This is a genomic window from Roseovarius maritimus, assembly GCF_043355895.2.
Classification (GTDB): domain Bacteria; phylum Pseudomonadota; class Alphaproteobacteria; order Rhodobacterales; family Rhodobacteraceae; genus Roseovarius; species Roseovarius maritimus.
Genome location: NZ_JBHFPF020000016.1, coordinates 37,474 through 61,508, shown reverse-complemented (window position 1 = coordinate 61,508; position 24,035 = coordinate 37,474). Strand labels below are relative to the sequence as shown.

Genomic DNA, 24,035 nt, shown 5'->3' with positions numbered 1-24,035 from the left:
TAGCCGCAGCTTGTCATCTGGTTGCCGGGAGGGCTCCGGCGCCTGTGAATGGTCCGGGTCGCACAACACCAGCGGCGCGAAGGTCGTCGGTGCAGTCGCCGTCTCGGCGGCGGGCAGGACCAGCTTGCCCTGCTTGGCCAGCCATCGCCACGCAGAAAGCTGGTTCGGCTTCACTCCGTAACGCTCGGCTACGGCGTTCACCATTGCCCCGGTTCCAGCGTCTCCGCGACGGCCTGTGCCTTCACGGCCTCCGGCCATCGCCGGTGCCCGCTCTCGAAAATCTTAACCCCGAGCGATCTGAGAAACGCAGTCTGAGCATCCATTGCGAAACGCACTCCCATCATAAGATGGGTATCACCTCGCAGTCCGCGCCGGGGCGAGCAACGTGTGGCTCAGCCACCGCTTACGAAAACCCCGACCGCAAGCAAAACCCCAATGGGGCGGGGGCGGCGCATACGATACTTCTCGAGGAACGCCAGGAACCAATCGGTCCGCGAGCTTCGGTGAAATCGCTCGGCCTCGGGAAAGTACAGCGGTAGGTAAACCGAATTGAGAGAGCCTATCTATCACGCTGGCACAGCAAGCGGCCGCTCCCCAAAGCCGTATGAGGGATCTCGAGAGGCGCTGCAGACAGTTGGACAACCGCTCTATAAGAAGTGGACTGACCTCCTTAACAGGCTGCTGAAAAAGTCCGCCCTCGACGCGGTTTCGAGAACATGTTTCACCTTCCACACGGCAGCGGCGGCAGGAGGTGGCATGTCTGACGTCAGCACCCGTGGAACAGATTTGCGTAATTGAACAACGGAGATGCGGTCATCGGGCCGTCCGTCAAGACCGACTTCGTCAGCAGCCTGTTAAGTCATGCTCTGTGCATTGCTCGCAATGGTCGCCCTTAAAAAATGAACTTTAACCGTAGTCCTCTTCGCGCCAAAGATAAAGATAAGTCGTTTTACCCATGACCAGCTCCGAGAGCGATGGCGGCTTGCCGTTGTTCCAGTCCGTGAATGTCGTTACGTCTAGCCCTCCGCCGTTTCCGTAGACACTCGGAGTGACGATCAGGACATTCTTTGCGATCCGCTTGGCTTCATTGAAACAGGCACGCTGCGCCGGAACAAGGTGCTGATATACACGTAGCGCGATAAATAATTCATACTTCTTGTCCGCCACTGGCCACGGCACCTTGCGGGCATCATGCAGAATATCAGGCTCTTTTCCCGCAAAATCCCATTGTTTGTTTTTACTGAAGTCAATTGTATCGCAGCCGATAACTAAACTGGCACCCATGGTGCCCATTTCCAGAACATCGCGAGGACTCGTTGGAGCAATTGTCTTTGCTACCTCTACAGCACGGCTGTAATAGGCCCACCGATTCTCGTAGTCCTGCCAGTGTCGCCCTGGATTCTCGAGCGCATTTCTTTCATAGGTCTCAAAGGTAAGATATTGCATACAGTATGTATCCTTATTTCATCTATACAAGTAGTAAGAAACTTTGTGGTGTCTTACCGACAGCACGTCAATCAACAAGCTTTCTGATTATACTACCAAATTGTGCCGCCGCGTCTTCGACGCTTAGGGTATCTGTTTCAATGCGAGAACTGGCAGAGCGATAGATAGCATTGCGGGTTGGCGAAAACTCGTGTTCGATGTGCATCTCAAAGGTACGGCCTTGATTGCGATGTTCAAAAAAACGCTCATAAGCCACTTTGTAACTCGCGTGAATGTAGATCATGGGATGTAAGGCGCTCATATACTTCATAGAGAGAGCGTTTTGAAATCCTGCACCCACATCCACTACGTGAATACGTTTGGGATTTGAGGCACCTACCTGCTGAAAAAGCGCACTCATACCGGCCAAAAAGAATGCTTCCGCACCTAAAGTCTTTAACAGGTCTTGCGCTCTGGCGGTCTCAATTAGACCGCGACGTTGACCGTATTGGGCGGCAATATTGTCCAATGATGTGTATTTGAAGCGCAACCCGGCTGTTTTGAAGAATGTGCGCACGATCGTCGACTTACCCACGCCAGACGGCCCCACAACAAAGACGATAACCGGGCTTTCCAAGGGGGCGGACGCTGGGGCGCGCTGATCATGTGGCTCGATCATGGCCTACTTTCTATTTTTTGCTGCAATCTGGCCGAAAATGTTTTTAATTACAATCCGCTTTTAGCAAGGCCACGTTAGATCGCTGAACTGGCCTGACGTTGCCCCCACGCTTTGTCGAGTAAGCGAGACTTCGAGCCTTAGTTGGTTTGGGCCTGAACCTTTTACCGCCCTTGGCGAGAGTTTTCCGACCTCGATCAAGGTGACAGGCTAATGATGCCCCCAATTTCATCAGGGTGTTAAAGATGAGACTTCATGGCAACAAGATGGCTCTTGCGGATAATTCTAGCGAAGCTGAGGCTGCCGCAGGGTGGTTGTCCGATCTGCCCCGACTATTCAGACTGGTCCTGCAGGTTACTCAGATAGGCGCCATAGTCGTTCTTGCCGAAGAGATCCGCGCGCCGGTTCAGCGCCTCGCGGTCGATCCAGCCCTGGGCGAAGGCGATTTCGTCCAGTGAGCCGGTCTGAAGGCCCTGCCGCATCGACAGGGTGCGCACGAAATTGCCCGCATCCAGCAGGCTCGCATGGGTGCCGGTATCGAGCCAGGCATAGCCGCGGCCCATGCGCTGCACATTCAGCAGCCCGTCATGCAGATACATCTCCAGAAGGGTCGTGATCTCGAGCTCGCCGCGCGGCGAAGGTTGCACGGCGCGCGCACGTTCGGGCGCCGTCTCGTCAAGGAAATACAGCCCCGTGACCGCGTAGGACGAGGCGGGCTTGGTCGGCTTTTCGACAATCGATTCCGCTTGTCCCGCGGCATCGAAGGACACCACGCCGTAGCGCTCGGGATCCGAGACGTGATAGCCGAAGACCGTGCCCCCCTCGGGGCGCGCATCGGCCTCGGCCAGAAGTTCGGTCAGGCCGTGCCCGAAAAAGATGTTGTCGCCGAGCACCATCACCGAAGGCGCCCCGGCCAGGAAATCCTCGGCCAGCAGATAGGCTTGCGCCAGACCGTCCGGCGAGGGCTGCACGATATAGGTGAAGGACAGGCCCCATTGGCTGCCGTCGCCCAAAAGGCGGCGGAACTGTTCCTGATCCTGCGGCGTGGTGATCAGCGCGATTTCGCGGATGCCGGCCAGCATCAGCACCGAGACCGGGTAATAGACCATCGGCTTGTCATAGATCGGCAGCAATTGCTTGGAGATGCCCATCGTCACCGGATAGAGCCGCGTGCCCGACCCTCCTGCTAGGATAATACCCTTGCGCTGTGTCATGTGATCCTGCCCCCTGAAGCCGTGATGCCCATCATCTTGTAGCGGCTTGTTACCCGGCATTGTCCAATTCCGCCAGCACCCGGTCCAGACCCGCACGCCAATCGGGCGCATGGATGCCGAAAGCCTTTGTCAGAGACGATGTATCCAGCCGCGAATTGAGTGGCCGCAGGGCTGCGGTGGGATAGGAACTGGTTGCAATGCCGGTAACGAGAACGGCGCGTCCCGCGCGGGCAAATGTTTCGCGCGCGAAGCATTCCCAGCTTGTCGGCGGCTGTCCCGAGAAGTGATAGGTGCCGGATTTTTCCGGGGCCTCCTTCAGGGCCGACGCAACCACGATGCAGGCCTCGGCGAGGGCATCGGCCGGGGTCGGCCCGCCGATCTGGTCGGCCACGATGTCAAGCGCATCGCGGGTCTCCGACAGGCGCAGCATGGTCTTGACGAAATTGTTGCCATGCGCGGAAAACACCCACGATGTTCGCAGGATCGCATGCACGCCCCCTGCCCTGCGCACCGCCTCTTCCCCCGCCAGTTTGCTGCGGCCATAGACGTTTTGCGGGTTCACCGGATCATCCGGACGCCAAGGCCGCTCGCCGGTACCATCGAACACGTAATCGGTCGAGATGTGCACCAGCGGGATGTGCTCCGCCGCACAGGCCTTCGCGATCTCTCCGGGGGCGTCGCCATTGATCACCATGGCCTGCGCCTCATCCTCTTCGGCGCGGTCGACGGCTGTATAGGCAGCGGCGTTGATCACGGCACTTGGTGCGTGTTGCCGGACTGCTGCGGCGCAGGCATCTGAGTCGCTCAGATCGACTGTTGTCCGATCCAGAAAGAGCGCATCCGGCATCCGGCGCTGCAATTCGGTTGCCACCTGTCCCGACTTGCCAAAGATCAGCAGGGTCATGCTCGCGGCTCCTCTTTCAATCTCTGGCCCGGCTCATAGCCGAAACGATCAAAATCCGCACGGTACACCGCCGCGATCTTGTCGATGATATCAGGGGTGATCCGCACCGGGATATCGGGGCGCCCCTCATGCGCCAGCCGGTCCGACAGCACATTGCGCGGTGGAACCGTTCGCGGCAGTTGCGTATCAGGCCCCAGAATCCCTTGCAGCCAGGCCACGACAGGCTCCAGACCGTTTTCCAGCCGGAAAATCCGCGCCTTTTCGGGGACGATCGCGTCCATGGTGCGGGTGTGGTTGTCGAGCGCCCATTGCCCTTGGACATCTTCTTTCGCAACGCTATCCAACCAGTTCCCAAAGGGCATATCAGTCTCTATGCGGCCCTCTATATCTCTTTGAAAACGGAATACCGACACGATCCGGTCCACCGGATGGCGCACGACGGCAAAGCTTTCATCAATGAAGTTCGGCGGGAACAGCAGGGCCAGGCTGGCAGCGTCCACATGCTGCGGCGAGGATCGAGTCCAGCGGTCTTCGGGTGGGATCCGGTTGAAGGCGCTATTGCGAAAGGCCAATGGTCCAATATGCGATTCAAGAAAAAGCTCAAGAGCCGTGCCGGCGCATTTTGGCACATGGGCGAAATAGAGGATGCGCCCGGATATGCGGATCAGCGGCACGGGTCACTATCCAGAGGGCTCGCGGCATATGGGCAAGCCCATTGTCCGGCATTGATCCGGCAGTAGCCTGTCAGGCGCGTCACGCCTTGGTCCCCAGCCGCTGACCCACACCTGCACGGCCCTGCAGAGCGCGCCACCACTCCGCGTTGTCCAGATACCATTCCACGGTCTTTTTCAGCCCTTCCTCCACTGTGACGGACGGGCGCCAGCCCAGTTCGGTGCGGATACGCTGCGGGTCGATCGCATAACGCAGATCGTGGCCGGGGCGATCTGCCACGAAGGTGATCAGATCCGCATGCGGAGCGTTTTCAGGTTTTTTAGAGTCTAATATCGTGCAGATCATACGCACCAGATCGAGGTTGCTGACCTCGTTCTCGCCACCGATATTGTAGCTGCGCCCGACTTCGCCCTTGGTCAAAACGGTCAGAAGCGCATCGGCGTGGTCTTCGACATAAAGCCAGTCGCGCACATTCGCGCCATCGCCGTAGACCGGGATAGGCCTGCCCGCCAGCGCGTTAAGGATCACTACGGGGATCAGTTTTTCGGGGAAATGATGGGGCCCGTAATTGTTCGAGCAATTACTCAGCACCACCGGCAGGCCATAGGTTTCATGCCAGGCCCGCACCAGATGATCGCTTGCGGCCTTGGAGGCGGAATAAGGACTGCGCGGATCATAGGGCGTCTCTTCAGTGAACTGCCCCTCGGCCCCGAGCGAGCCGAACACCTCGTCCGTGGAAATATGGTGAAACCGGAAATCCTCGGGCTTGCCACGCGCAGTCCAATAGGCTCGGGCGGCCTCGAGGAGCCTGTAGGTGCCGGTGATATTTGTCTCTATAAAGGCTTCCGGACCATCTATCGATCGATCCACATGAGATTCGGCCGCCAAGTGCATCACTGCGTCGGGCGCATGTTCGGCCAGGATCCGGTCAAGGGCGGCCCGATCGCAGATATTGGCCTCCTCGAACGCGTAGAGCGGGCTGCTGGCCACGCTGGCGACGTTTTCCAGACAGGCTGCATAGGTCAGCGCGTCCAGGTTGACCACCGAGTGGCCCAGTCCCACGGCCTGCCGCACCACCGCCGAGCCGATGAACCCCGCGCCGCCTGTCACCAATATCTTCATGAGGGCTCTCCGTGGGTGAAGGGCGTGTCGAAATCGGCCAGCAGCGGGGCCTCTGCGTCCTTATCGCTCAGCACGGCTTCGCTGGCGTCTATTCCCCAGTCGATCCCGATATCGGGATCGTTCCAGCGCACCGCCCCATCACATTCGGGCGCATAGTAATCGGTACATTTATAGACGATTTCGGTGTCTGGCGCGCGCGTTACAAATCCGTGCAGAAAGCCGGCTGGAATGAAGAGCTGCCGACCGTTCTCAAAGCTCAGCTCAACGCCAGCCCATTGCCCATAGGTCGGGCTGCCCCGCCGGATATCCACGGCGACATCGAAAAGCCGACCGCGCCCGCAGCGCACCAGCTTGGCCTGCGGATGGGGTGGCGACTGGAAATGCAGACCGCGCACCGTGCCTGCCTGCATCGACAGGGAATGGTTATCCTGCACGAAATCGGCGTCGATCCCCTCTGCGGCCAGAACCCTGCTGTTCCAGCTCTCGCTGAAAAAACCCCGATGGTCGCCAAAGCGCTTCGGAGTGAGAATTTTCACGCCCGGCAGGCAGGTGTCTTCAATCAACATGTCACCAATCCATATCGTTCAGCCCAAACGGCTGCATGACCCGTCATGCAGCCGTTCGATATGGTGGGCGATCTCGATAGTCCAGCCCGCAGGGAAAATGCTGAAATCATGTGCCGATCATGCTCGGAATGGCCAAGGTGTCCGCTCACCTCTACCAATCCCGCCTCGGCATGTCATCCATCGCCCCGAGAAAAGCCGGTGAGGATCAGCTCCAGCGCGCGACGGCGATCAGCCTCGCGGCACCGACCGTCGCCGCAGGAAAGCTCCACGTCGCCTCCAGCAGACCCGGCCCGGCCCGGTTCAGCACCAGATCCGCGCTCAGTACCTGAGTGCCCTCGGCCAGCCGCAGGGCACGCCCGGTCGCGGTGCTGACATGCTCCAGCACGGCGCCTGACGGCACGCCGGCGGTCTGCGCCACCGGACCCACGATATTGCCGGAATGATACCCCTTGACCCAGGCACCGAACCCGCCGCTTTGCTGGCGAAAGGATCGCACCCAACAGGTCGGGCTGACCACGTCGGCATAGATCTGATTGAAGCCGTCACCATTATAGCGAAACACGATCAGCTGGCCGAACTTGTTGGCACCGGGCGGAAAGGTGCCCGCGCTGCCACTGGTCGTGCGATAAAACCCGGTGGCGCAGGCCGGGTCGTTCACATCGGCCAGAAACGGCGAGGTGACCCCGCCAAGACCGAAACTACCGGTGTCCCCGTCCAGTTTCAGCACCCGCCCGGCTGTCTTGTCGATGGAAGAGCTTTGCACCCCGGCGCCGCCATAGGCTGCGGCCGCCAGCGCCCCGGTCGTTGCCGCGCCGGTCGCGGCATCCACCTGCAACGCCGTGTTCCATGAAACGCCGTCCGCGCTGACCTTGATCGAAAAATCGTCGTCCCCTGCCAGACCCATTTCGGCGCGTCCGGCAAAACCGCTTTGAAAGATCATGCTGGCCGTGTCCGCCGCCCCGGCCTTGTTGATCGCCAGCCGGTGCCCTGCGCCCTCATGGTTGAAAAGCGAGCCTTCCGAGCTCACGCTCAGCCGGTTGGCGGCATCCGCCGTGGCATTCACCCCCAGCACAGCCAGCGTTTCCGGCTGCAGCCGCTCCCACTCCGTGCCGTTGAACGCCGCCAATACGCCCGCCTCGCGCAGATGGGCCAGCCATCCCGAAGCAGGTTCGATGAAATGCCAGGCGCCGCCTTCGAACACTGCGATCTGGCCGTCCTTGCCGGCCCATGCCCCGGATGCCCCTGCCCCGACGATGTACCTGCTTCCCTCGGTGGCAGGCTCCGGCGGCGCCGCCTGATCCAATGTCTCGACACTCAGCTGCACCAACCAGTCCAGACGGCGCAGCGCCTCGTTGTGAGTGACGTGCTTTTGCGCCTGGGACGGCTGCAGATAAGGCAGGTCGAGAAAGGCAGATGTATCGGGCATGGGCCTGGGGCTCCGTTTACTGATGCGTTGCCGGCCAGTAACGGTAGAAGGGATTTCGGATTTCCGAAGGCACCGTTCGGTCCTGCCAGTCGACCGCCGATACAGCCCCTCTGTCAGTCTCTAATTGGCGCGCTTCTTGACCCAGCCCAGAAAGGCCTTGTCTGGCGCACGCAACCGGGTCCGCCCCGAGACGGCCCACCAGTGCCGCCACTCCTCGGCCAGCGCATATACATCCATGCCCGGCGCCAGCCTGCGGGCCTCCTCCATCGCATCGGGCGACAGGATCGGGGCATCCATCCCCTCGATGACGATCCGGCGCGGCGTCACCCGCACGATGTCACCCGGCTCTTCCTCCAGCTGATAGTCGGGCAGGTTGTCGCGCGCGATCATCTCGCGCAGCATGGCGCGAAACACCCGGCGCGGGCTGGCGGATCCGGATTTCTTGCAAAGGGTCTCGACCGACACGCGCCATTCGGACTGGCGCCCGCAATGCTTGCGGCTCAGCTCGTAGATGCGCCGCTCGAGCGGACGGCGCAGACGGAAATAGTCGCGGTTCAGCGTGAGAACCGATTTCGCCATGACCGCGCGCCAGATCCATTCCGACAGCGTCACCTGAACGCTGATCATGCGCCCGCCCCGGCTGCGCCGCTCGATCTGCCAGCTTTCGATCAGACCGAAACCGGCGGTGGTCTCCGTCTCACCGGTCACGATATTGGTGGTGATTCGCGTACCTGCCAGCCGCTCGAACGCCTCGCGCAGGCGGCGATAGCTGTCCCCCGACGTCTCGCGGTTGGTCGCGATCATCAGATCATGGGCCCGAAGATGCAGGGTGCGCGCCACCTTGCGCCCGGCATTCATCGCCGCCATCACCTGACTGACACAATAGATCAGGATATCCTTGTCATGGATCGTCGCCCTACCCTTCACCGAGGGCGTAACCTCGACCGTCACGTCGTTATGGACGTATTTCAGCACCGAACGGTCAGGCCGGGTCGACAAAGAGAACAGCGGATGCTCCATCGAGGCCAGATCATCCTTGGGCAATGCATCGAAGATATCGCAGACGAAAAAATCCGCCGTCGGATGCCGATCCGGAAGGAGGGGCGTGTTCATCAAGCTGTCCTGTCGCTCGTGCCGCACGTCCGATCCCTCATGAGGCGTGAATCGGTTCGTGGTTTCATTGACGCCACCCTAGATTTATCCACAGGCTCCGTCCAGCGACCTGAACGTGGGTTCGGAGTCATTCGAACGGGGGATCAGAGTCGCCCTATCGTGGGTTCGGAGTCATGCGGTCTACAGCAAAGAGCTGCAAATCATTGAAATAAAACATTTTTTCCAATAGCCATTTTTTCGTAACTACTATATAACTGATATCTAACTTAAAAAAATATTGCCGGAACCAATATCAAACGAACCGCAGCTCTCGACACCGTCGTATTTGCTTAGAAAATGACAGGATGTGCGCATCCATCTTCCACGTGCGGTCTTTTCGTGTATGCTTGCGAAAACAGCTAACATGGATGGATCGAATGGCAGCGGATCAGCCCCCCTATTTCAACATCTCTCCAGATGCAGCGCTCTCCGAGCTCGGGCACCCCATGACGACATCGGGCTTCGCGGATCTTGCCCAAGCTTGTTCGCGTGGGCGCAACGATCTGGCAGGGCGGGGTCTCGAAGAAGACGGGCGCAAGAAGCTGCGACTGCTCTCGACTTGGGAAATCACCCGCTACCTGATCCCCGTCGCCACTGCTCATTTCCGCCGTGTGCTCAAGCAGAACCCGGACCTTCCGCAAGGCCGGTCCGAAACAGAGGGCGGCGCCAAGTGGTTTTCCCTCGACGACGTTCTGCGCCTGCGGGCCCATTTCGGTGCCGAGGGCTCCAAGGCCAAGGAGTACCTGCCCTACCGTCCCAAAGGCGTGCCGGCCAAGATCACGGCCGTCGCCAACTTCAAGGGCGGGGTCGGCAAGACATCCACCTGCGCGCATCTCGCGATGTCCGCCGCGCTGGACGGCTACAACGTGCTGGTGATCGACCTCGATAGCCAAGGCTCGATGACCAGTATTTTCGGCGGCCGCGTGGCCGATGAATGGCAGACGGTTTTTCCGCTTCTGGCGCAGCATTACGCCCGTCACGTCCAGGGCCAGAACCAAGGCCGGATAGATCGTGGTGAGGCTCCCATCCCAATCGACGACACGCTTGACGAAGCCCTCAAGACGAAGGTAGCGGATCTGATCCAGCCAACCCACTGGCCGAATATCGATCTGATCGGCTCGCAGCTCAATCTCTATTGGGCCGAGTTTCAGATCCCGGTCTGGCGCATGCAGGGGCGCTCGTGGAAGCTCTGGGATGCGCTCAGTGACATGTTGGCCGATGCCGGGGTCCTGGATCAATACGACCTGGTCTTTCTGGATACCCCCCCTGCCCTCGGATACCTGACGATCAACGGACTGGCCGCCGCGGATATCTTGCTTGTCCCGCTTGGGGCCAGTTTTCTCGAGTTCGACTCGACGGGCCGGTTCTTCGATATGCTGCATTCCACCTTCCAGTCGATCGAGGATGGCGAGAATGTCGCGGCCCGCGCCTTGGGCAAGGATGGGATGGCCTTCGAATGGGACGCCGTGCGCGCGGTCATCACACGCTATGACGGTGCCCAGCAGGCCGAACTGGCCAGCCTGATGCAGACCTATCTCGGCTCCGCGCTCAGCCCGCACCGTCAAGGGTTCACTGCGTTGATCGGCCAGGCCGGGGAGCAGGTCTCTGGCATCTACGAAGCGGATTACCGCGATTTCAATCGAGAGACTTATGTGCGCGGGCGCGAAACATTCGACGCGACATACGCGGCATTCAAGCGTCTGCTACTAGGAACGTGGCGCCGCGAAGAGCTGGCCATGGAGACCTCGAGCAATGTGGAGCCAGTGGCATGACCGGAAGGCACATGTTTCGCATGCGAAACATGTGCGTTGCTTTTGGCCCTGATAGGGCGAAGAATTATCTGGATATGCGTCTCTAATCCGCATATCAGTCAAGGAGAATGTCATGGCAAAACGCAAGCGACTGACCCCGGCGGAACCCGATAGGGCACATCCCGACGCGGCTCCCGAAACGACGTCCTTTTCGCCCTTGGCAACGACTTCGGCGCGAGTGCGCGCGCCCATCAGCCAGATTGCAGGAGACGCCGCAACAGCCGCTGCCCTTGAGGAAATGGCCGACCAGATGCGAGAGGCGCGCGCGGCGGGACGCCTGATCCAGTCCATCCCGGAGGACCAGATTGAGGATGGCTATCTGGTCAGAGACCGGATCGACCAGAGTGACGAGGATATGCAGGCCTTGATGGAGAGCCTCCGGTCCCGTGGTCAGCAGACACCGGTCGAGCTGGTCGAACTGCCCTCCGGACGCTTTGGCCTGATTTCGGGTTGGCGGCGGTTGACGGCCCTGCGCCGCCTCAAGAAAGACACAGGAGACGAGCAATTCGGCGCAGTGCTGGGCGTCCTGCGCAGACCAGAGACGGCTGCCGTCGCCTATCAGGCGATGGTCGAAGAGAACGAGATCCGGGTCGGCCTGAGCTATTACGAACGCGCCCGTATCGCGGCCAAGGCCGTCGAAGAGAAGGTGTATCCGGATGAGAAAAAAGCGCTGCTGGCGCTTTTCGCCACGGCGAGCCGCGCCAAGAGATCCAAGATCAGATCCTTCCTGCCGATCTATCATGCCCTCGATGATGTGTTGCAATTCTCCGGTGCCATTCCCGAGCGCCTGGGTCTGCGACTGAGCAAGATGTTGGAGGCTGATCCGGAAAATGTTGCGCGCCTCAGGGCCGAGCTGGCTGCCAGAGCTCCGGGCACGGCAGAGGCTGAGCAACGGTGCCTGATTGATCTGCTGGGCGCGAGCGCAGGCCAATTGGCAAAGCCGGATCGACCGAAGCGGAAAAGGCGGGCAGAGCAGGGCAGGGGAGACATCCAGGTGTCGTGGTCGGGATCGACCCTCGTCCTGAGCGGGAAGGGCGTTACGGAGGAGTTGTCCGCCCGGCTGAGGGCATGGCTCGATACCGCAACCTGATCTGCCGATTGTTTCGCACGCGAAACATTACACCTGCAGACGCTCCACCGCCCATACAGCTGCTTGAGTCCGGTTGCGCGCTCCGATCTTGCGGTAGCATGCGCGCAAATGCACCTTGACGGTGGCCTCTTGAATCCCAAGGTCGTTGGCGATGTCCTTGTTGGACCCCCCTTTGCTCAACCGGGCAAGAATGCAGCGCTCTCGGTTCGACAAGAGGGCCTCTTCCGAAGATTGAACAAGGCCCAGACCTTTGATGTCATTCAGGGTGAAAGTCGTGCCGTCAGCTTGCTTCCTGGCCACTGGTTTTGCCGAACAGTCATCCCTGCTGATCCGGTACCCGTGCTGAACCACAATAATGGCGCCGATCAGCGTCTCGATGCTGTTGTTCTCGGGAATGATAGCATGTGTCTGGGCGGCAAGGTTGGCCCGAAGCTTGTCGGTCAGCTTTTCACGCGCCAAGAGTATGATCCGGACGTCATCCTTGCGGGCTTGCAGCGCTTCGATCTGCTGAGCGGCCTGTTCCGGAGATGCCGTTACATGCAGAAGGACGATGCAGTCCGCCAGAAGTGCGGGGATGTCCTCGATCGTCTCATATGACGTGAAATCCTCGCATTTCCGATCTTCACATGCCTTTTGCAGCATGTTCTGCAACATTTTGTTTTCACTTACAAATATGACACTCATACAAACCACCTCGGCGGCAAACTTACAATTACTCTTAATAACCAAAGGCAAGCTTTAGGCGAAGCTTCGCCGAGTCAAATCGACATGCTTGATAAAATCCTCTACCGGACATTATGACAAATAATACGAATTGCACAAAATTCTTTGAAGTTGTTTGGTAAAATTTACGCCGCAAAACTGCCGCAATGCCGTGTCATGATCTGCTGTAACGTTGAAGATCACGAGGAAAATCGTTTAGATTCAGTTTCTTGCAAAGCTTCGGACAAGTGTCGAAACAAATATTTTCCAAAACCTGCTGCCGATGCTTTGAGTTGATTGACGTGAGTCGTGCTCAACTTTAGAGTAGTTTTAGAGGTATTTGATACAGCTTATGATGTAATCATCAGGTACTAGTGACGTAACTTTTCCTGACGTTTTCGAAGTAGAAGGAGAAAACAACGCCACCCGAGTTACGCCTGATGAGTTGCTGATGCCCCCCCCCGCCTGTGCTAAAACCCAAGGGCTAGGTGGGTAACACCGGGGGATAGTATGGGTGCTTACGATGGAACCGCCATTTTGGCGGGCGTTTTTCAATTTTCAAACATTCTTAGACGGAATCTTTCTTCACTGAGCGATACCGTTTTTGTCCACATAGATGCCGGTGGATTCTGCCTGCCATTGCAGACGCTGCCGGACACATCGCTCAACAACCGCCAATCCGCGGAGCGGCGTGCGCGCCGGATCGATGCGGCGCCGGGGGCGATGGTGGCTTTTGGCCGCCATGCCGATATTGGGGAATGTCCCGTGACGCTGCCCGCGGCATGTCGGGGCGAGGGCTGGCAGCGCTTTGCGTGCCGGTTCGAGAACGGCTCCGAGGACCATATAGCAATTTATCTGAGTGGCGGCAGTTTCGATACGCATGTCGAAAGCGTTTTGTCCGCAATCTGGCCTGTTCTGCGCGAAGATTGCCTGAGTGAGGTCGGGCATCCCAAAACCGAAGCTGCGGCCGGAGCCCTGACATGGATGGCGGCCAAGAAATTCGACGCGGCCGTTATCGTGTTGGACGCAGAAGGGACGATCCTTCAAACCAACGAATCCGGCCGTGATCTGCTGGATATGAGGGTCGTGCTAACCGAGGATTCCGGCATGCTATGCTGTGCCGATCCGTCCGAGACGAAGGCGCTGCGTCGGGGCCTCAAGGAGTGCTTGACTGGGGGCAAAGGAGACAAGCCAGGTGCGGACCTGATCATGTGCCTGAGCCACAAGGGCCGGCGCTCGCGTGTTCCGGTCGCCTTGTCCCGTTACGACGATCCCGGCCATTCCGAGCCTTTGATCGCGGCCCTGATTCCACGCCAGCCCGACCGCAAGCGGATCGAGATGCTGGCCCAGAAGATGGGTCTGACCCCGGTAGAGGCACGCGTTGCGGCACTGATGCAGCTGGGCCTTGCCAATCGCGAGGCGGCGCATATTGCCGGAATCAAGGAACAGACCTTCAACACTTACGCCAAGCGTGTGCTCTCCAAACTGGACGTGGGTTGCCGCGCCGAAATGGTGAACATGCTGACATGGCAGGGATCATTGGGGAGAGCGTCATGAATCAGATGATTTCGAATATCCCGCCCGATATCCTGAAACATATGACCGACTCCGATAATCCGCCGAAATTGGCGCCGGACGATCCGGCAGCCAAGGCCCCGAAGCCGTCTCAGCCATCCAAACCGCAATTGACGGCAGCGGACGTGCAGATGATTCACAAGTTCCTGATGTCGCAAGAAGACGGGTTGGCGCGGCGCGGCGATCTGACCGAGCTGCACAAGCGGATCGTGCAGATGCTTCAGACCCTCAGCCAGGCGGTGGGCGAGACCATCACCAAAAAGGGTGCTGATGACCGCAAGGAACTGACTGCCCGAATCGATACGCTGGAGGATGCGGTCAACCGGATGGAAGGGGCCCTCAGGATCGAGTTCGAGCCGGTGCTGCGAAAGGCGATGGCGGATGTGGTGGCCGAACGGGCAATGCCCAAGCGTCGTCTGGGGCGGCAGATGTTCTGGACTGGCGTTATTTTGACTGCTGGCTTGGCATTGGGGGTCGCGTTCCACACCGAATTGTCCGGACTTGCGAAACAGATTGTTTCCGTTTTGTCGACCGCACTTGGATGATTTAGGCAAATTTGTCCCCAAATGGGGGCATTTTTAAGGCAGCTTTTGTCGTCCACTGAATTCGGGAGGCGTGTGAGGCGTCTTTTGCAAACCGCCGATTTAGCGGCATTTCCCGGAGCGGCCTTCAGAACAGCAATTTTCTGAAAGCGGACTCCGTAAATTCCTAGGGGGAATTAATCATGGCTACCAGACCAGAACCATGGGTCGAATGCGATCCGGAGTGTGAAGTTGATCTGTCCAAAGAAGCGGGCAACAACGGCGCAACAGTCTCGGGCTCGAACGGTGATGAATTGATCAACCTGAACCTGATCGGCTCAGCTGACAACGCCAAGGGCGCTGCGGGTGACGACCTGATCTACGGTAACGGTGACAACAACAAGCTCGAAGGCGAAGAAGGCTGCGACGAAATCAAAGGTGGCGGCGGGGATGACAAGATCCTTGGCGGCGCTGACAGCGACCTGCTATTCGGCGGCAACAGCCAAGGCACGCTCGCACCCGAAGTCGACGGCGAGGACTACCTCGACGGCGGTACCGGCAACGACTACGTCAACGGCGAGAATGGTGACGACACCCTGCTCGGCGGCGAAGGCGACGACTTCATGGTCGGTGGCGACGGCGACGACAACATGTTTGGCGACGATGCTGACGAATACTCGAAGGATGACGGCGACGACATCATGTACGGCGGCAACGGCGACGACTGCATGGCCGGCGAAGGCGGCGACGATTGCATGTGGGGCGGTGCAGACGACGACACCATGTACGGCAACCAGGGCAATGACCGCATGAACGGTGAAAGCGGTGATGACCGCATGACCGGCGGCATGGGCGACGACCTTGTCATCGGCGGCTCCGGCGACGACGAGATGTACGGCGACCTGCGTCAGGGCGAACTGACCGATCTGGATGTCGGCTCCGACACTTGGAGCGGCAAGAACAAGATCTACCCGGGCGGTGACGACTGCATGTTCGGTGGTACCGGTAACGATACCATGGATGGCGGCGCAGGCCGTGACGGCATGTTCGGCGAATCCGGCGAAGATCTGATGTTCGGTGGTCGTGGTCGCGACACCATGGACGGCGGCGCTGCCGACGACTCCATGAACGGCGACGAGGAGGCCGACGTCATGCGCGGCGGTTCCGGCGACGACTTCATGCTGGGCGGCTCCGGTCACGACCTGATCTATGGTGACCAGGCCAAAGGTTCGAAGATCGACTGGTCCTGCACCTACACGGCTTCGGCTGCTGGTGGTCTGATGGAACTGCACGGCGACACTGCCCAGCACACCCAGGGCTACGACTACTGCCCCGAGCAGTCCGAGCCTGCACCGGATCGTGGCGAAGGCTGTGACGTCATTCGTGGCGGCGACGGCTGGGACGTGATCTTCGGCGAAGGCGACGATGACGAGCTCTTCGGTGGCAACGGCGGTGACTGGATCTCCGGTGGCACTGGCGATGACCTCATCGAGGGCGAAGACGGCTATGACCGTCTGTTTGGCAACAGTGGCGACGACACCATTAATGGTGGCGACGGCTATGACTGCATCTTTGGCGGCACCGGTGAAGACAGCATCACCGGCGGCAACGGCAACGACAAGGTCTTTGGTGAAGACGGCAACGACACCATCTACGGCAATGATGGCGATGACACCTTGGCTGGCAACGACGGCAACGACGTGATCTATGGTGGTGACGGCAACGACAATATCTTCGGTGGTGACGGCAACGACACCCTCTACGGCAACGATGGCGACGACATCATCTTTGGCGGTGACGGCGACGATGTGATCCATGGCGGTGCCGATGACGACTACATCTTTGGCGAAAGCGGCGACGACACCATCAATGGTGACGACGGCGACGACAAGCTCTATGGCAACTCCGGTGAGGATGTGCTGTCGGGTGGCTATGGTGACGACTGCATCTTCGGTGGTTCGGACAACGACATGCTGTTCGGCAACGCCGGCGACGATGAGTTGGACGGCGGTGACGGCGATGATGAACTTGACGGTGGTTCCGGCAACGACATCCTCATCGGTGGCGACGGCGACGACATCCTGACCGGTGGTGCCGGCAAGGACATCTTCGTGGTCGATATTTTCCACAGCAACGGTGGCTTCAATTCGGAGTTCGGCAATGATGTCGTGACTGACTTCAGCTTCGAAGGCGGAGATGTCCTCACGTTCCGCGTCCACGACTTGACAGGCAATATCGACGAGAACGACACAGAGCTGTTCCAGTTCCTGAACACAGCAATCTCTGTGTCCGACAACGGTACCAACACTGCCATTCAGGTCAGCGGTGCACAGTCGATCCTGCTGCAAGGCGTGACCGCAGACACCGACGGCTTCGGCGATTTCTTCGGCCACTTCGGCAACGAGTTTGGCGATGGTCCCGGCGTGGGGATGAACTCCTTCTCGCAGGGTAACTACCTCTACGAGGCAGTTGATCTGGTGATCGTCTAAACCGGAACGAGGATCCCCGGTCCGCCTTGGTGGGCCGGGGGTTTTCCAGTCCTGGTTCGAGATTCACTTATGGTCCCCCGGCCGTACCCGTTTTTTGGGCCAGGGCGCCAAACAGAGGTGAAGAACGTTCAAGTCTGTTTTTGTGTACCGGGGGGTCACTGATGAAGACGCGCAAAGTATTTGACGGCCAACGCAGCCTGCTAACCGCCATTTTCGTGGCGAGCATGTTTGTCAATCTTCTGGTCCTCACGGCACCCTTGTACATGCTGCAACTGTTTTCCCGGGTCATGAATTCGGGAAGCACATCCACCCTGGTGATGCTCACCATCGGTGCAGCCATCGCGCTGATCTTTTTCTTTCTCTTCGACATGATCCGCCAGCGCCTCGTGGCGCGTTTGGGCACCCGCATCGAAGCGCGGCTGGGCCCGACCGTCCTGGACGGGATCCTCAAGGGATATTCCGCAACCGACACCAAAGGCACGCAGCCGGTCCACGACATGCACGAGGTGCGCCGTTTCGTGACCAGTCCGGCCTTCATTGCGCTCCTGGATGCGCCATGGTCGGTCGCGTTTCTGCTATTGATTTTTGCATTCCACCCGCTGCTGGGCATCGTGGCCACGATCGGCATCGCGATCCTCTTCGCACTTGGCGTCGTCAGCGAACTGACTGGACGCGAGCCGAACCAGGCGGCCGACGAGGCCAGCCACGAAGCCAACATGACCGTCGACGAGATGCTGCGCAACGCCGAGTCGGTGCGGGCCATGGGCACGGGCCGCATCCAGATTGAGCGCTGGACGCTCCAGACCTTCTCGGCCATGGTTTTCGGCACGCTGGCCACGGACCGCGTGGCGCTGATGACCTCGCTGGCCAAACTGGTGCGCATGGCGCTGCAGATTGCGGTTCTGGGCATTGGTGTGCTGCTGGTTCTGCAGGGGGAAATCTCGCCCGGCGTGATGATCGCCACCTCGATCCTGCTGGGCCGCGCCGCGGCCCCGGTCGAGCAATCGATCGCCGGCTGGCGGTCGCTGATGCAGGTGCGGCTGGCGGTGCGCCGCCTGAACGAATTGCTGGCTGTCATGCAGGTCGAGCGCGAGCGCATGGAACTGCCCGAACCCGAGGGTCACCTCTCGGTCGAGGGCGCGACCGTGGTCGTGCCGGGGCGTCAGGATCCGCTGCTGCTGGATATCAATTTCAAGCTCGAGCCCGGCCAGTCGCTGGGCATCATCGGCCCGTCCGGTGCGGGCAAGACCACGCTGGCGCGCGCGCTGGTGGGTCTGCAGCCGCTGGTGCGCGGACATATCCGGCTCGACGACGCGGCGATGTCGGACTGGCCCACCGAGCAGTTGGGCCGCTATATCGGCTTCCTGCCACAGCGGGTCGAGCTGTTCGCGGGGACCGTTGCCGAGAACATCGCGATGATGAACCCCAATGCGGCCCCCTCCGAAGTGGTGGCCGCAGCCAAGCTGGCCCGGGTTCACGAGCTGATCCTGAACCTGCCGGGCGGCTATAATGCCGATGTCGGCATGCGCGGCGAGTTGCTGTCTGCCGGCCAGCGCCAGCGCATCGGCTTGGCGCGGGCCTTTTTCGGCGACCGCCGGATCATCGTGCTGGACGAGCCCAATGCCAACCTCGACCCCGAGGGTGAAGAGGCGCTGGCACAGGGGATCGAAGCAGCGACAGACCTGGGCAAGATCGTCATTTTGATCACTCACCGGATGAGCATTCTGCGCCGCGTCAGTCATGCGGCCGTGGTACAGCAGGGCCGGCTGGCTCGGTTTGGCCCGGCCAAGGAAGTGCTGGAGGCGATGGTCCAGCCGCTCGCGGCCCAGACCAGCGAAGACGGATCCGGCAAGGTGGCCATGTTCAAACGGTCCCGGGCCGGCACATCCACCAGAACCGAAGCAGATGCCAAGGAGGAAACAGCATGAGCCGCCGTGATCTGATCGAGCGTATGCCCTCCGAAGTGGCGTTTTCCAACAGGATGCCGAATTTGAAATTGCCCAAGGCGCCTCCGACGCGGGTGCGTCATCTGATCCTGGTGCTGTTCCTGCTGGGCTTTGGCCTGGTGGGCGGTGTCGGATCCTGGGCCGCCCTGGCGCCGATGACCAGCGCCGTGGTTGCCATGGGCTCGTTCAAGGTGGATGGCGACACGCTTGTTGTCCAGCATTTCGAAGGTGGCATCGTGCGGGACCTGAGGGTTCGCGAGGGCGACCGGGTTGAGAAGGGGGATGTGCTCATAGCCCTCGACGGCACCCGATCCGAGGCGCAAATCGGGATCCTGACCGGCCAGCTTGCCAGCGCCTTGGCGCAGGATCAGCGGCTGGCGGCCGAGTACAAGAACGCCAAGACCTTCGAGCCGGAGGGAGAACTGCGCGCCCTGATCGCCGCCGATCCTTCGCTGGGGGTCGTCGAAGAGAACCAGCGCGATATTTTCGACTCCAATATCGAGATGAACGAAGGCCAGATCAGCATCCTGAAAGAGCGTCTGGGCCAGCTTGACGAACAAATCGTCGGCCTGACGTCGCGGCATGACGCGTTGGTCAAGCAACAGGCGCTGATCGAGGAAGACGTCAGGGACCTGAAACAGCTCTTCGACCAGGGGCTGACCACGAAAAGCCGTTTCACCCGCCGCCGCCAGGACGAGATCGCGGTATTCGGTGATATCGGCAAGACCGAAGCCGACCTGATGGATCTGCGTCAGCGGCGATCCGAAGTCGAACAGCGCATCCTTCAGGTGCGCCGGGATCAGCTGCTGGAAATCGCGGCGAACCGTCAGTCCGTACAGGATCGGCTGTTCGATATCCGCCAGCGGATGAGTGCCATGAAAGACGTGCAGGAACGTTTGGCCATCACTGCCCCTGCCTCGGGGCAGGTGCTGGGGCTGAACATCAACACCCTGGGCGAGGTCATCGAGCCTGGCCAGGTTCTGCTCGAAATCGTGCCGGAGGACGTGGAATACGTCATCGAGGCGCAGGTACGCCCTGCCGATGTCGACGAGGTGGTGCTGGGCCAGACCGCGCGGGTGCGCCTGACGGCCTACAGCTTCCGCACCACTGCTCCGGTGACGGGGGAGGTGGTCTATGTTTCGGGCGACAGCTTTACCGATGCCAATACGAGCGCACAATTCTACCGGGTGGACATCAAGGTGCCTGATAGCGAATTCGCAGCCTTGCCGGGCGTCCATGTCCAGCCAGGGATGCCGGCCCAGGTGATGCTGGAAACCGGCGAGCAGACATTGGTGGACTACATGCTCAACCCGGTCTTGGGCGGACTCGAGACGGGGCTGACGGAAGGCGGTAACTGAGGGGGGGCGACCTGACTATAAAACTTAGCTGGCAGGCTCGATGTATTGAACCGGCTGGGATACTACCTTGGCGTTAGTCGTGAGTAACGGCGCGGGGTGATGGCAAGGGAGAAATATGTCGCTGCGGCTTGGATTCGTACATGTGCCGAAATGCGGTGGCACGTCTGTCGCCAACGCGATCTTTGCTGCGTTCGGTATGGAAAGCTTTCATATCGCACACCTACGCAATGAAAACGAGGCATGGGGTCCACATGATGTGATTCGACATCACGTTTCGTACCGGCTTGCGCGTGCTGTACCCTTCCTGTCGGGTCATATCACATATTCGGATATGCAGGATCTAGGGCGCAATATGATCTTTACGGTGCTCCGCGATCCTTACGCGGCTGCACTCTCACGTTATACCTACAATGTAGGGCGCGCTCATGATCCGAAGATTCTTGCGCGGCGGCCCCACTTGGAACCTTACAAGCACATCACCCTCTCTGAGCATCTGGATACTGCTACGCCCGCACAATTTCTGATCTCACTGGGTAGAGATGTTTTTTCCGAAAAGGAAATCATCAATGTTGCTTCGAAAGGGGTGACCATGATGGATGAAAACCCGATCGTTCAGAAAAAGATAGACAGGGCACTGAGGCGGTTCGATATGGTGCTGGGGGGGGGGCAACTCTCACAACAAATGAAGATATTTTCAAAGTTTATTGATGCGGATGAGATTACTATCGAGCATCATAATAGGAGTAAGGAGACCCTCCCGACCCCTCTTGGCGCCTCTCGGCAGGTGATTATCGAAAAACTGGTTCAGCTTTGCTGGTTGGACGAATATGTGTATGCGCGCTGCGAACGATTCTTCCCCGAGACGATGTTGCCCTTGGTCCCAGATGCCGAAAAAACCTTTGATGCCTTCGTAAAGAGGTTTCAGCCATCAGGAGGCTGATTGCAGTCTGAACCCATTGATTTCATAAGCGCTTCGTGATTCACGGCTCCGAAAGCGGAGCGGGGTCATGTCTGATTTTCCGTCGCCATAAAAATGGGGCACTAGAGCGGGTTGAGCGTTGGAGGCCCTGGTTAGATTGTCTGGGTGATTGTGCTGCTTATTTTTGGTGTTGCAAGCGGCGTTGTTGGATTGTCTGTTTTTTGATCTTTTCCCTTTCTCTCAGAATGGCTTTGTCGCGACCGAAGTAGACATCGGCGGGTGTGACATTGCTCAAGCGTCCGGCGCGCTTGCAGTGGCGTCTGGTTCCCCAGCAAGGAATGCGGCCTGACGGCGTTGTAATCGTATCGCCAAAGTGCCAGCTTGTGGCGGGCGTCGTCTAGGGTATCAAAGATCTCCTCGTTCAATAATTCGTCGCGGAGGCTGCCCCGCTCCATCTGCCTCGTGAACCTCAAACACATTCTTCACCAGATTGAGCTCGGACGTGATAATCTCCGACATGACTGTCCTCCTTCGTGGATCATCGCAGTCCCACCTTGGCAGGTCGATGCCATCGGGTGGCGATCACATCATTAGAGCCGGGCCTGAGCCTAAGCGTCTATCCACTCCAGTATCAAATTCCAGACACGTTCCCCGTACTGAGTGTTTAAATGAGAAAAATCTTTGGTGATGGCGCCATCTTTCTCTAAGCCGTTTCTGCCACCGCTATAGTCTAATAGAGTTAACCCTTTGGCAGATATAGTGTCTGGAGGTTGTAGAAGGGAGGCAAAGCCCAATTGCGCTAGTTCCTGCGCCAAAATGTCATAAAAAGTGTTGAGCACTTTACTCGCTCCCTCGGCGCTTTTTTCTACTGCCTCCCATGCTTTGCCAGTCGGACTTTCAATAGTTGAAACGCCTTGGCTGGCGCGCGCGGTCGGAATAACCAGCGTCTTCCCTGGATTGATGCCCTGTAGCAATCGCATTGATGGCGAGCGTATTATAATGTCCTTGGAAAATGCTTGAAAGGCTGCGGTAGATAGCAGCAATGGCCGATCGTTCACAGTATCCATACCCTCGATTTCGTAGTGCTTGAAAATTTTCAATAAATAGCGTAGATCGAAATGCAATCCGACTACGATAATTTTGTCAAATTTTCCAAGCGAGATAGAAAGCGTATCGTTCATTCGTTCAGTAATTTTGCGATTGAACGGCGGCAAAGTATCAGGATTAAGCAGCCCAAACGTATCATTTGGGCCATAACCGAACTCATGAAAAATACGGTCGGGAGCCACAAAATAGGACACCTGAAGATCGGGGCGGTTTCTTGAAAGTACTTCCCAACTATCCTTTAGAGCAATCGTATGCGATGTGCCCATAGCAAGTATTTTCATCTTGCAAATGCTTCCAGTAAAGCCTCTTCGCACTGAACTTCTTCCGCAGTTCGCTGCGAACTTCTTTCAGAAGTTGCCATGTCTACTTCTGATAACGCCGCCGGCTTGCGGTCAAGTTCGTGGGCCCTTAGAAATAGGTTCATCGCGGTTTGGATGCCAAGTGGAGAGATCGTACGCTTATTGGCGTCGTAATAGACACCCCGGGAATTTTGGGAAGTGATGATTTCGTAGGAGGGGAAATAGTCAATATCTTCGTAGGTTTCAAATAGTTCACCGCAGACGGCTCTTAAAGTTGATTTAGAATAGGAAGAGGCCACTTCTACGTGCTGGGATGTGGCCGTCGCTGCTAGCGGCACTGGCGAAACAGTCAGTATAAAACGCATGTTCTTATTTAGTTTGTGCAGGACATGTCTCACATACCTAAAATCCTCCAGAATTTCAGCATAGCCAAAATTCTTGAAGGCAAAACGTGCCGGATCAAATTCTCCAGCGATCGTACCAGGTGCAGTTGGGTAAACCGTTCCGTCTGACCGATTCACCCAAGCTTCAGTTAGGCCGAGGGTGAAAACGAACACGTCTGCCTGTTTGAAAGCCATAAAGGCTCTCTTCAGGTGGGCTGCACGATGTTCAAGTACTAGTGTTTCCGAAACAAGCCCGTTTGGTTCTACCGCAGGGCGTTGTGCATCGAAATAGGTGTTCCCACATTGCCAGACCGGATCGCTTGGAGAAACTTTGCCTCTCATCTCATTCAATAGCTGGGCGAGTTGGCGAACCGTGTAGATGTTGCCGTAGCGCGCACTGTACATCCTGTAACCAAACCGAGTTGCAACCGTGTCACTGATAGCTCGTGGTGCTAGTTCCGTATCAATGACAGTGCACTGGGCCTCTTTGAGAGCTCTGCCGATGTGCTGTGCAAAACAGCTCCCGGCCGTCACAATCCGATCGGATGGGTTCACACCAAATTTTGGGTGGTAAATATCACCTGGTTCTGTCGGAGCCCGGTTTGTGACAGCCGTGCGCCAAAAGGCACGGCTAGGAAGGCCTTGATATGGTGACGTCATCAAATACTTTCGCAATAA

At 58.5% G+C, this 24,035-nt stretch carries 20 protein-coding genes and 2 pseudogenes; 8 read left to right on the top strand and 14 right to left on the bottom strand.

The features are described from left to right. The 10 genes and pseudogenes from ACEWPM_RS18525 to ACEWPM_RS18480 form a co-directional block, all read right to left on the bottom strand. A pseudogene (locus tag ACEWPM_RS18525) lies at nt 1-204 on the bottom strand (hypothetical protein); the annotation flags it as partial. A gap of 702 nt (nt 205-906) precedes the next feature. Beyond that, nucleotides 907-1,446 (bottom strand): hypothetical protein, encoded by a 540-nt coding sequence (locus ACEWPM_RS18520; RefSeq protein WP_393963706.1) that lies wholly within the window; start codon nt 1,444-1,446, stop codon nt 907-909. A gap of 67 nt (nt 1,447-1,513) precedes the next feature. Next, entirely contained in the window at nt 1,514-2,104 is a 591-nt protein-coding gene (locus ACEWPM_RS18515) for a shikimate kinase (RefSeq protein WP_393963707.1), read from the bottom strand. Between the two features lie 329 nt (nt 2,105-2,433). After that, nucleotides 2,434-3,315, bottom strand: a complete 882-nt coding sequence (gene rfbA, locus ACEWPM_RS18510; protein WP_393963708.1) for a glucose-1-phosphate thymidylyltransferase RfbA — start codon at nt 3,313-3,315, stop codon at nt 2,434-2,436. A gap of 49 nt (nt 3,316-3,364) precedes the next feature. Then, entirely contained in the window at nt 3,365-4,219 is an 855-nt protein-coding gene (gene rfbD / locus ACEWPM_RS18505) for a dTDP-4-dehydrorhamnose reductase (protein WP_393963709.1), read from the bottom strand. Continuing rightward, nucleotides 4,216-4,893 (bottom strand): sulfotransferase family 2 domain-containing protein, encoded by a 678-nt coding sequence (locus ACEWPM_RS18500; protein WP_393963710.1) that lies wholly within the window; start codon nt 4,891-4,893, stop codon nt 4,216-4,218. The genes rfbD and ACEWPM_RS18500 overlap by 4 nt, the downstream gene beginning before the upstream one ends. A gap of 79 nt (nt 4,894-4,972) precedes the next feature. Next, nucleotides 4,973-6,013, bottom strand: coding sequence for a dTDP-glucose 4,6-dehydratase (rfbB, locus tag ACEWPM_RS18495; protein WP_393963711.1), 1,041 nt, complete (start codon nt 6,011-6,013; stop codon nt 4,973-4,975). After that, a complete protein-coding gene (gene rfbC / locus ACEWPM_RS18490; protein WP_393963712.1) occupies nt 6,010-6,579 on the bottom strand; it encodes a dTDP-4-dehydrorhamnose 3,5-epimerase in 570 nt (189 codons plus the stop codon). The genes rfbB and rfbC overlap by 4 nt, the downstream gene beginning before the upstream one ends. A gap of 205 nt (nt 6,580-6,784) precedes the next feature. Next, complete coding sequence (locus ACEWPM_RS18485) at nt 6,785-8,005, bottom strand: DUF2793 domain-containing protein (RefSeq protein WP_393963713.1); 1,221 nt, start codon at nt 8,003-8,005, stop codon at nt 6,785-6,787. Between the two features lie 120 nt (nt 8,006-8,125). Further along, nucleotides 8,126-9,118 (bottom strand): replication initiator protein A, encoded by a 993-nt coding sequence (locus tag ACEWPM_RS18480; protein ID WP_393963714.1) that lies wholly within the window; start codon nt 9,116-9,118, stop codon nt 8,126-8,128. A 416-nt stretch (nt 9,119-9,534) separates the two neighbouring features. On the opposite strand from ACEWPM_RS18480, the gene ACEWPM_RS18475 reads away from it, so the two are divergent. Both ACEWPM_RS18475 and ACEWPM_RS18470 read left to right on the top strand, forming a co-directional pair. Beyond that, nucleotides 9,535-10,929: an AAA family ATPase gene (locus ACEWPM_RS18475; RefSeq protein ID WP_393963715.1), complete on the top strand. Its 1,395-nt coding sequence runs from the start codon at nt 9,535-9,537 to the stop codon at nt 10,927-10,929. A gap of 112 nt (nt 10,930-11,041) precedes the next feature. Then, nucleotides 11,042-12,058, top strand: coding sequence for a ParB/RepB/Spo0J family partition protein (locus tag ACEWPM_RS18470; RefSeq protein ID WP_393963716.1), 1,017 nt, complete (start codon nt 11,042-11,044; stop codon nt 12,056-12,058). Between the two features lie 27 nt (nt 12,059-12,085). Here ACEWPM_RS18470 and ACEWPM_RS18465 read toward each other — a convergent pair whose 3' ends face one another. After that, nucleotides 12,086-12,742, bottom strand: a complete 657-nt coding sequence (locus ACEWPM_RS18465) for a helix-turn-helix transcriptional regulator (protein WP_393963717.1) — start codon at nt 12,740-12,742, stop codon at nt 12,086-12,088. 657 nt (nt 12,743-13,399) lie between these two features. Between ACEWPM_RS18465 and ACEWPM_RS18460 the strand changes: the two genes are divergently transcribed. The 6 genes from ACEWPM_RS18460 (at nt 13,400) to ACEWPM_RS18435 (ending at nt 21,589) form a co-directional block, all read left to right on the top strand. After that, entirely contained in the window at nt 13,400-14,317 is a 918-nt protein-coding gene (locus tag ACEWPM_RS18460) for a helix-turn-helix transcriptional regulator (RefSeq protein WP_420768110.1), read from the top strand. Further along, nucleotides 14,314-14,880: a hypothetical protein gene (locus ACEWPM_RS18455; RefSeq protein WP_393964127.1), complete on the top strand. Its 567-nt coding sequence runs from the start codon at nt 14,314-14,316 to the stop codon at nt 14,878-14,880. Before ACEWPM_RS18460 ends, ACEWPM_RS18455 begins: the two co-directional genes overlap by 4 nt. Before the next feature lie 179 nt (nt 14,881-15,059). Then, on the top strand, nt 15,060-17,345 hold the full coding sequence (locus tag ACEWPM_RS18450; RefSeq protein ID WP_393964126.1) for a calcium-binding protein: 2,286 nt from the start codon (nt 15,060-15,062) through the stop codon (nt 17,343-17,345). A gap of 161 nt (nt 17,346-17,506) precedes the next feature. Beyond that, the gene (locus ACEWPM_RS18445) at nt 17,507-19,273 is read left to right on the top strand and encodes a type I secretion system permease/ATPase (RefSeq protein ID WP_393964125.1); all 1,767 of its coding nucleotides are present in this window, start codon (nt 17,507-17,509) and stop codon (nt 19,271-19,273) included. Further along, nucleotides 19,270-20,649, top strand: coding sequence for an HlyD family type I secretion periplasmic adaptor subunit (locus ACEWPM_RS18440; protein ID WP_393964124.1), 1,380 nt, complete (start codon nt 19,270-19,272; stop codon nt 20,647-20,649). Before ACEWPM_RS18445 ends, ACEWPM_RS18440 begins: the two co-directional genes overlap by 4 nt. A gap of 115 nt (nt 20,650-20,764) precedes the next feature. Continuing rightward, the gene (locus tag ACEWPM_RS18435; RefSeq protein WP_420768109.1) at nt 20,765-21,589 is read left to right on the top strand and encodes a hypothetical protein; all 825 of its coding nucleotides are present in this window, start codon (nt 20,765-20,767) and stop codon (nt 21,587-21,589) included. A 266-nt stretch (nt 21,590-21,855) separates the two neighbouring features. Here the strand turns inward: ACEWPM_RS18435 and ACEWPM_RS18430 are convergent. From ACEWPM_RS18430 to ACEWPM_RS18420, 3 genes and pseudogenes are all read right to left on the bottom strand, one after another. After that, nucleotides 21,856-22,014: pseudogene (locus tag ACEWPM_RS18430) on the bottom strand (integrase core domain-containing protein); the annotation flags it as partial. 162 nt (nt 22,015-22,176) lie between these two features. Beyond that, the gene (locus ACEWPM_RS18425) at nt 22,177-22,956 is read right to left on the bottom strand and encodes a hypothetical protein (RefSeq protein WP_393963671.1); all 780 of its coding nucleotides are present in this window, start codon (nt 22,954-22,956) and stop codon (nt 22,177-22,179) included. After that, nucleotides 22,953-24,017 carry a GSCFA domain-containing protein gene (locus tag ACEWPM_RS18420; RefSeq protein ID WP_393963718.1) on the bottom strand — a complete coding sequence of 355 codons (1,065 nt, stop codon included), beginning with the start codon at nt 24,015-24,017 and terminating at the stop codon, nt 22,953-22,955. The genes ACEWPM_RS18425 and ACEWPM_RS18420 overlap by 4 nt, the downstream gene beginning before the upstream one ends. Nucleotides 24,018-24,035: the final 18 nt, after the last annotated feature.

Coding starts and splice junctions, on each gene's coding strand:
- ACEWPM_RS18520 (WP_393963706.1), bottom strand. CDS start 1,446: ATGCAATATCTTACCTTTGAGACCTATGAAAGAAATGCGCTCGAGAAT.
- ACEWPM_RS18515 (WP_393963707.1), bottom strand. CDS start 2,104: ATGATCGAGCCACATGATCAGCGCGCCCCAGCGTCCGCCCCCTTGGAA.
- rfbA (WP_393963708.1), bottom strand. CDS start 3,315: ATGACACAGCGCAAGGGTATTATCCTAGCAGGAGGGTCGGGCACGCGG.
- rfbD (WP_393963709.1), bottom strand. CDS start 4,219: ATGACCCTGCTGATCTTTGGCAAGTCGGGACAGGTGGCAACCGAATTG.
- rfbB (WP_393963711.1), bottom strand. CDS start 6,013: ATGAAGATATTGGTGACAGGCGGCGCGGGGTTCATCGGCTCGGCGGTG.
- rfbC (WP_393963712.1), bottom strand. CDS start 6,579: ATGTTGATTGAAGACACCTGCCTGCCGGGCGTGAAAATTCTCACTCCG.
- ACEWPM_RS18485 (WP_393963713.1), bottom strand. CDS start 8,005: ATGCCCGATACATCTGCCTTTCTCGACCTGCCTTATCTGCAGCCGTCC.
- ACEWPM_RS18480 (WP_393963714.1), bottom strand. CDS start 9,118: ATGAACACGCCCCTCCTTCCGGATCGGCATCCGACGGCGGATTTTTTC.
- ACEWPM_RS18475 (WP_393963715.1), top strand. CDS start 9,535: ATGGCAGCGGATCAGCCCCCCTATTTCAACATCTCTCCAGATGCAGCG.
- ACEWPM_RS18470 (WP_393963716.1), top strand. CDS start 11,042: ATGGCAAAACGCAAGCGACTGACCCCGGCGGAACCCGATAGGGCACAT.
- ACEWPM_RS18465 (WP_393963717.1), bottom strand. CDS start 12,742: ATGAGTGTCATATTTGTAAGTGAAAACAAAATGTTGCAGAACATGCTG.
- ACEWPM_RS18455 (WP_393964127.1), top strand. CDS start 14,314: ATGAATCAGATGATTTCGAATATCCCGCCCGATATCCTGAAACATATG.
- ACEWPM_RS18450 (WP_393964126.1), top strand. CDS start 15,060: ATGGCTACCAGACCAGAACCATGGGTCGAATGCGATCCGGAGTGTGAA.
- ACEWPM_RS18445 (WP_393964125.1), top strand. CDS start 17,507: ATGAAGACGCGCAAAGTATTTGACGGCCAACGCAGCCTGCTAACCGCC.
- ACEWPM_RS18440 (WP_393964124.1), top strand. CDS start 19,270: ATGAGCCGCCGTGATCTGATCGAGCGTATGCCCTCCGAAGTGGCGTTT.
- ACEWPM_RS18435 (WP_420768109.1), top strand. CDS start 20,765: ATGTCGCTGCGGCTTGGATTCGTACATGTGCCGAAATGCGGTGGCACG.
- ACEWPM_RS18425 (WP_393963671.1), bottom strand. CDS start 22,956: ATGAAAATACTTGCTATGGGCACATCGCATACGATTGCTCTAAAGGAT.
- ACEWPM_RS18420 (WP_393963718.1), bottom strand. CDS start 24,017: ATGACGTCACCATATCAAGGCCTTCCTAGCCGTGCCTTTTGGCGCACG.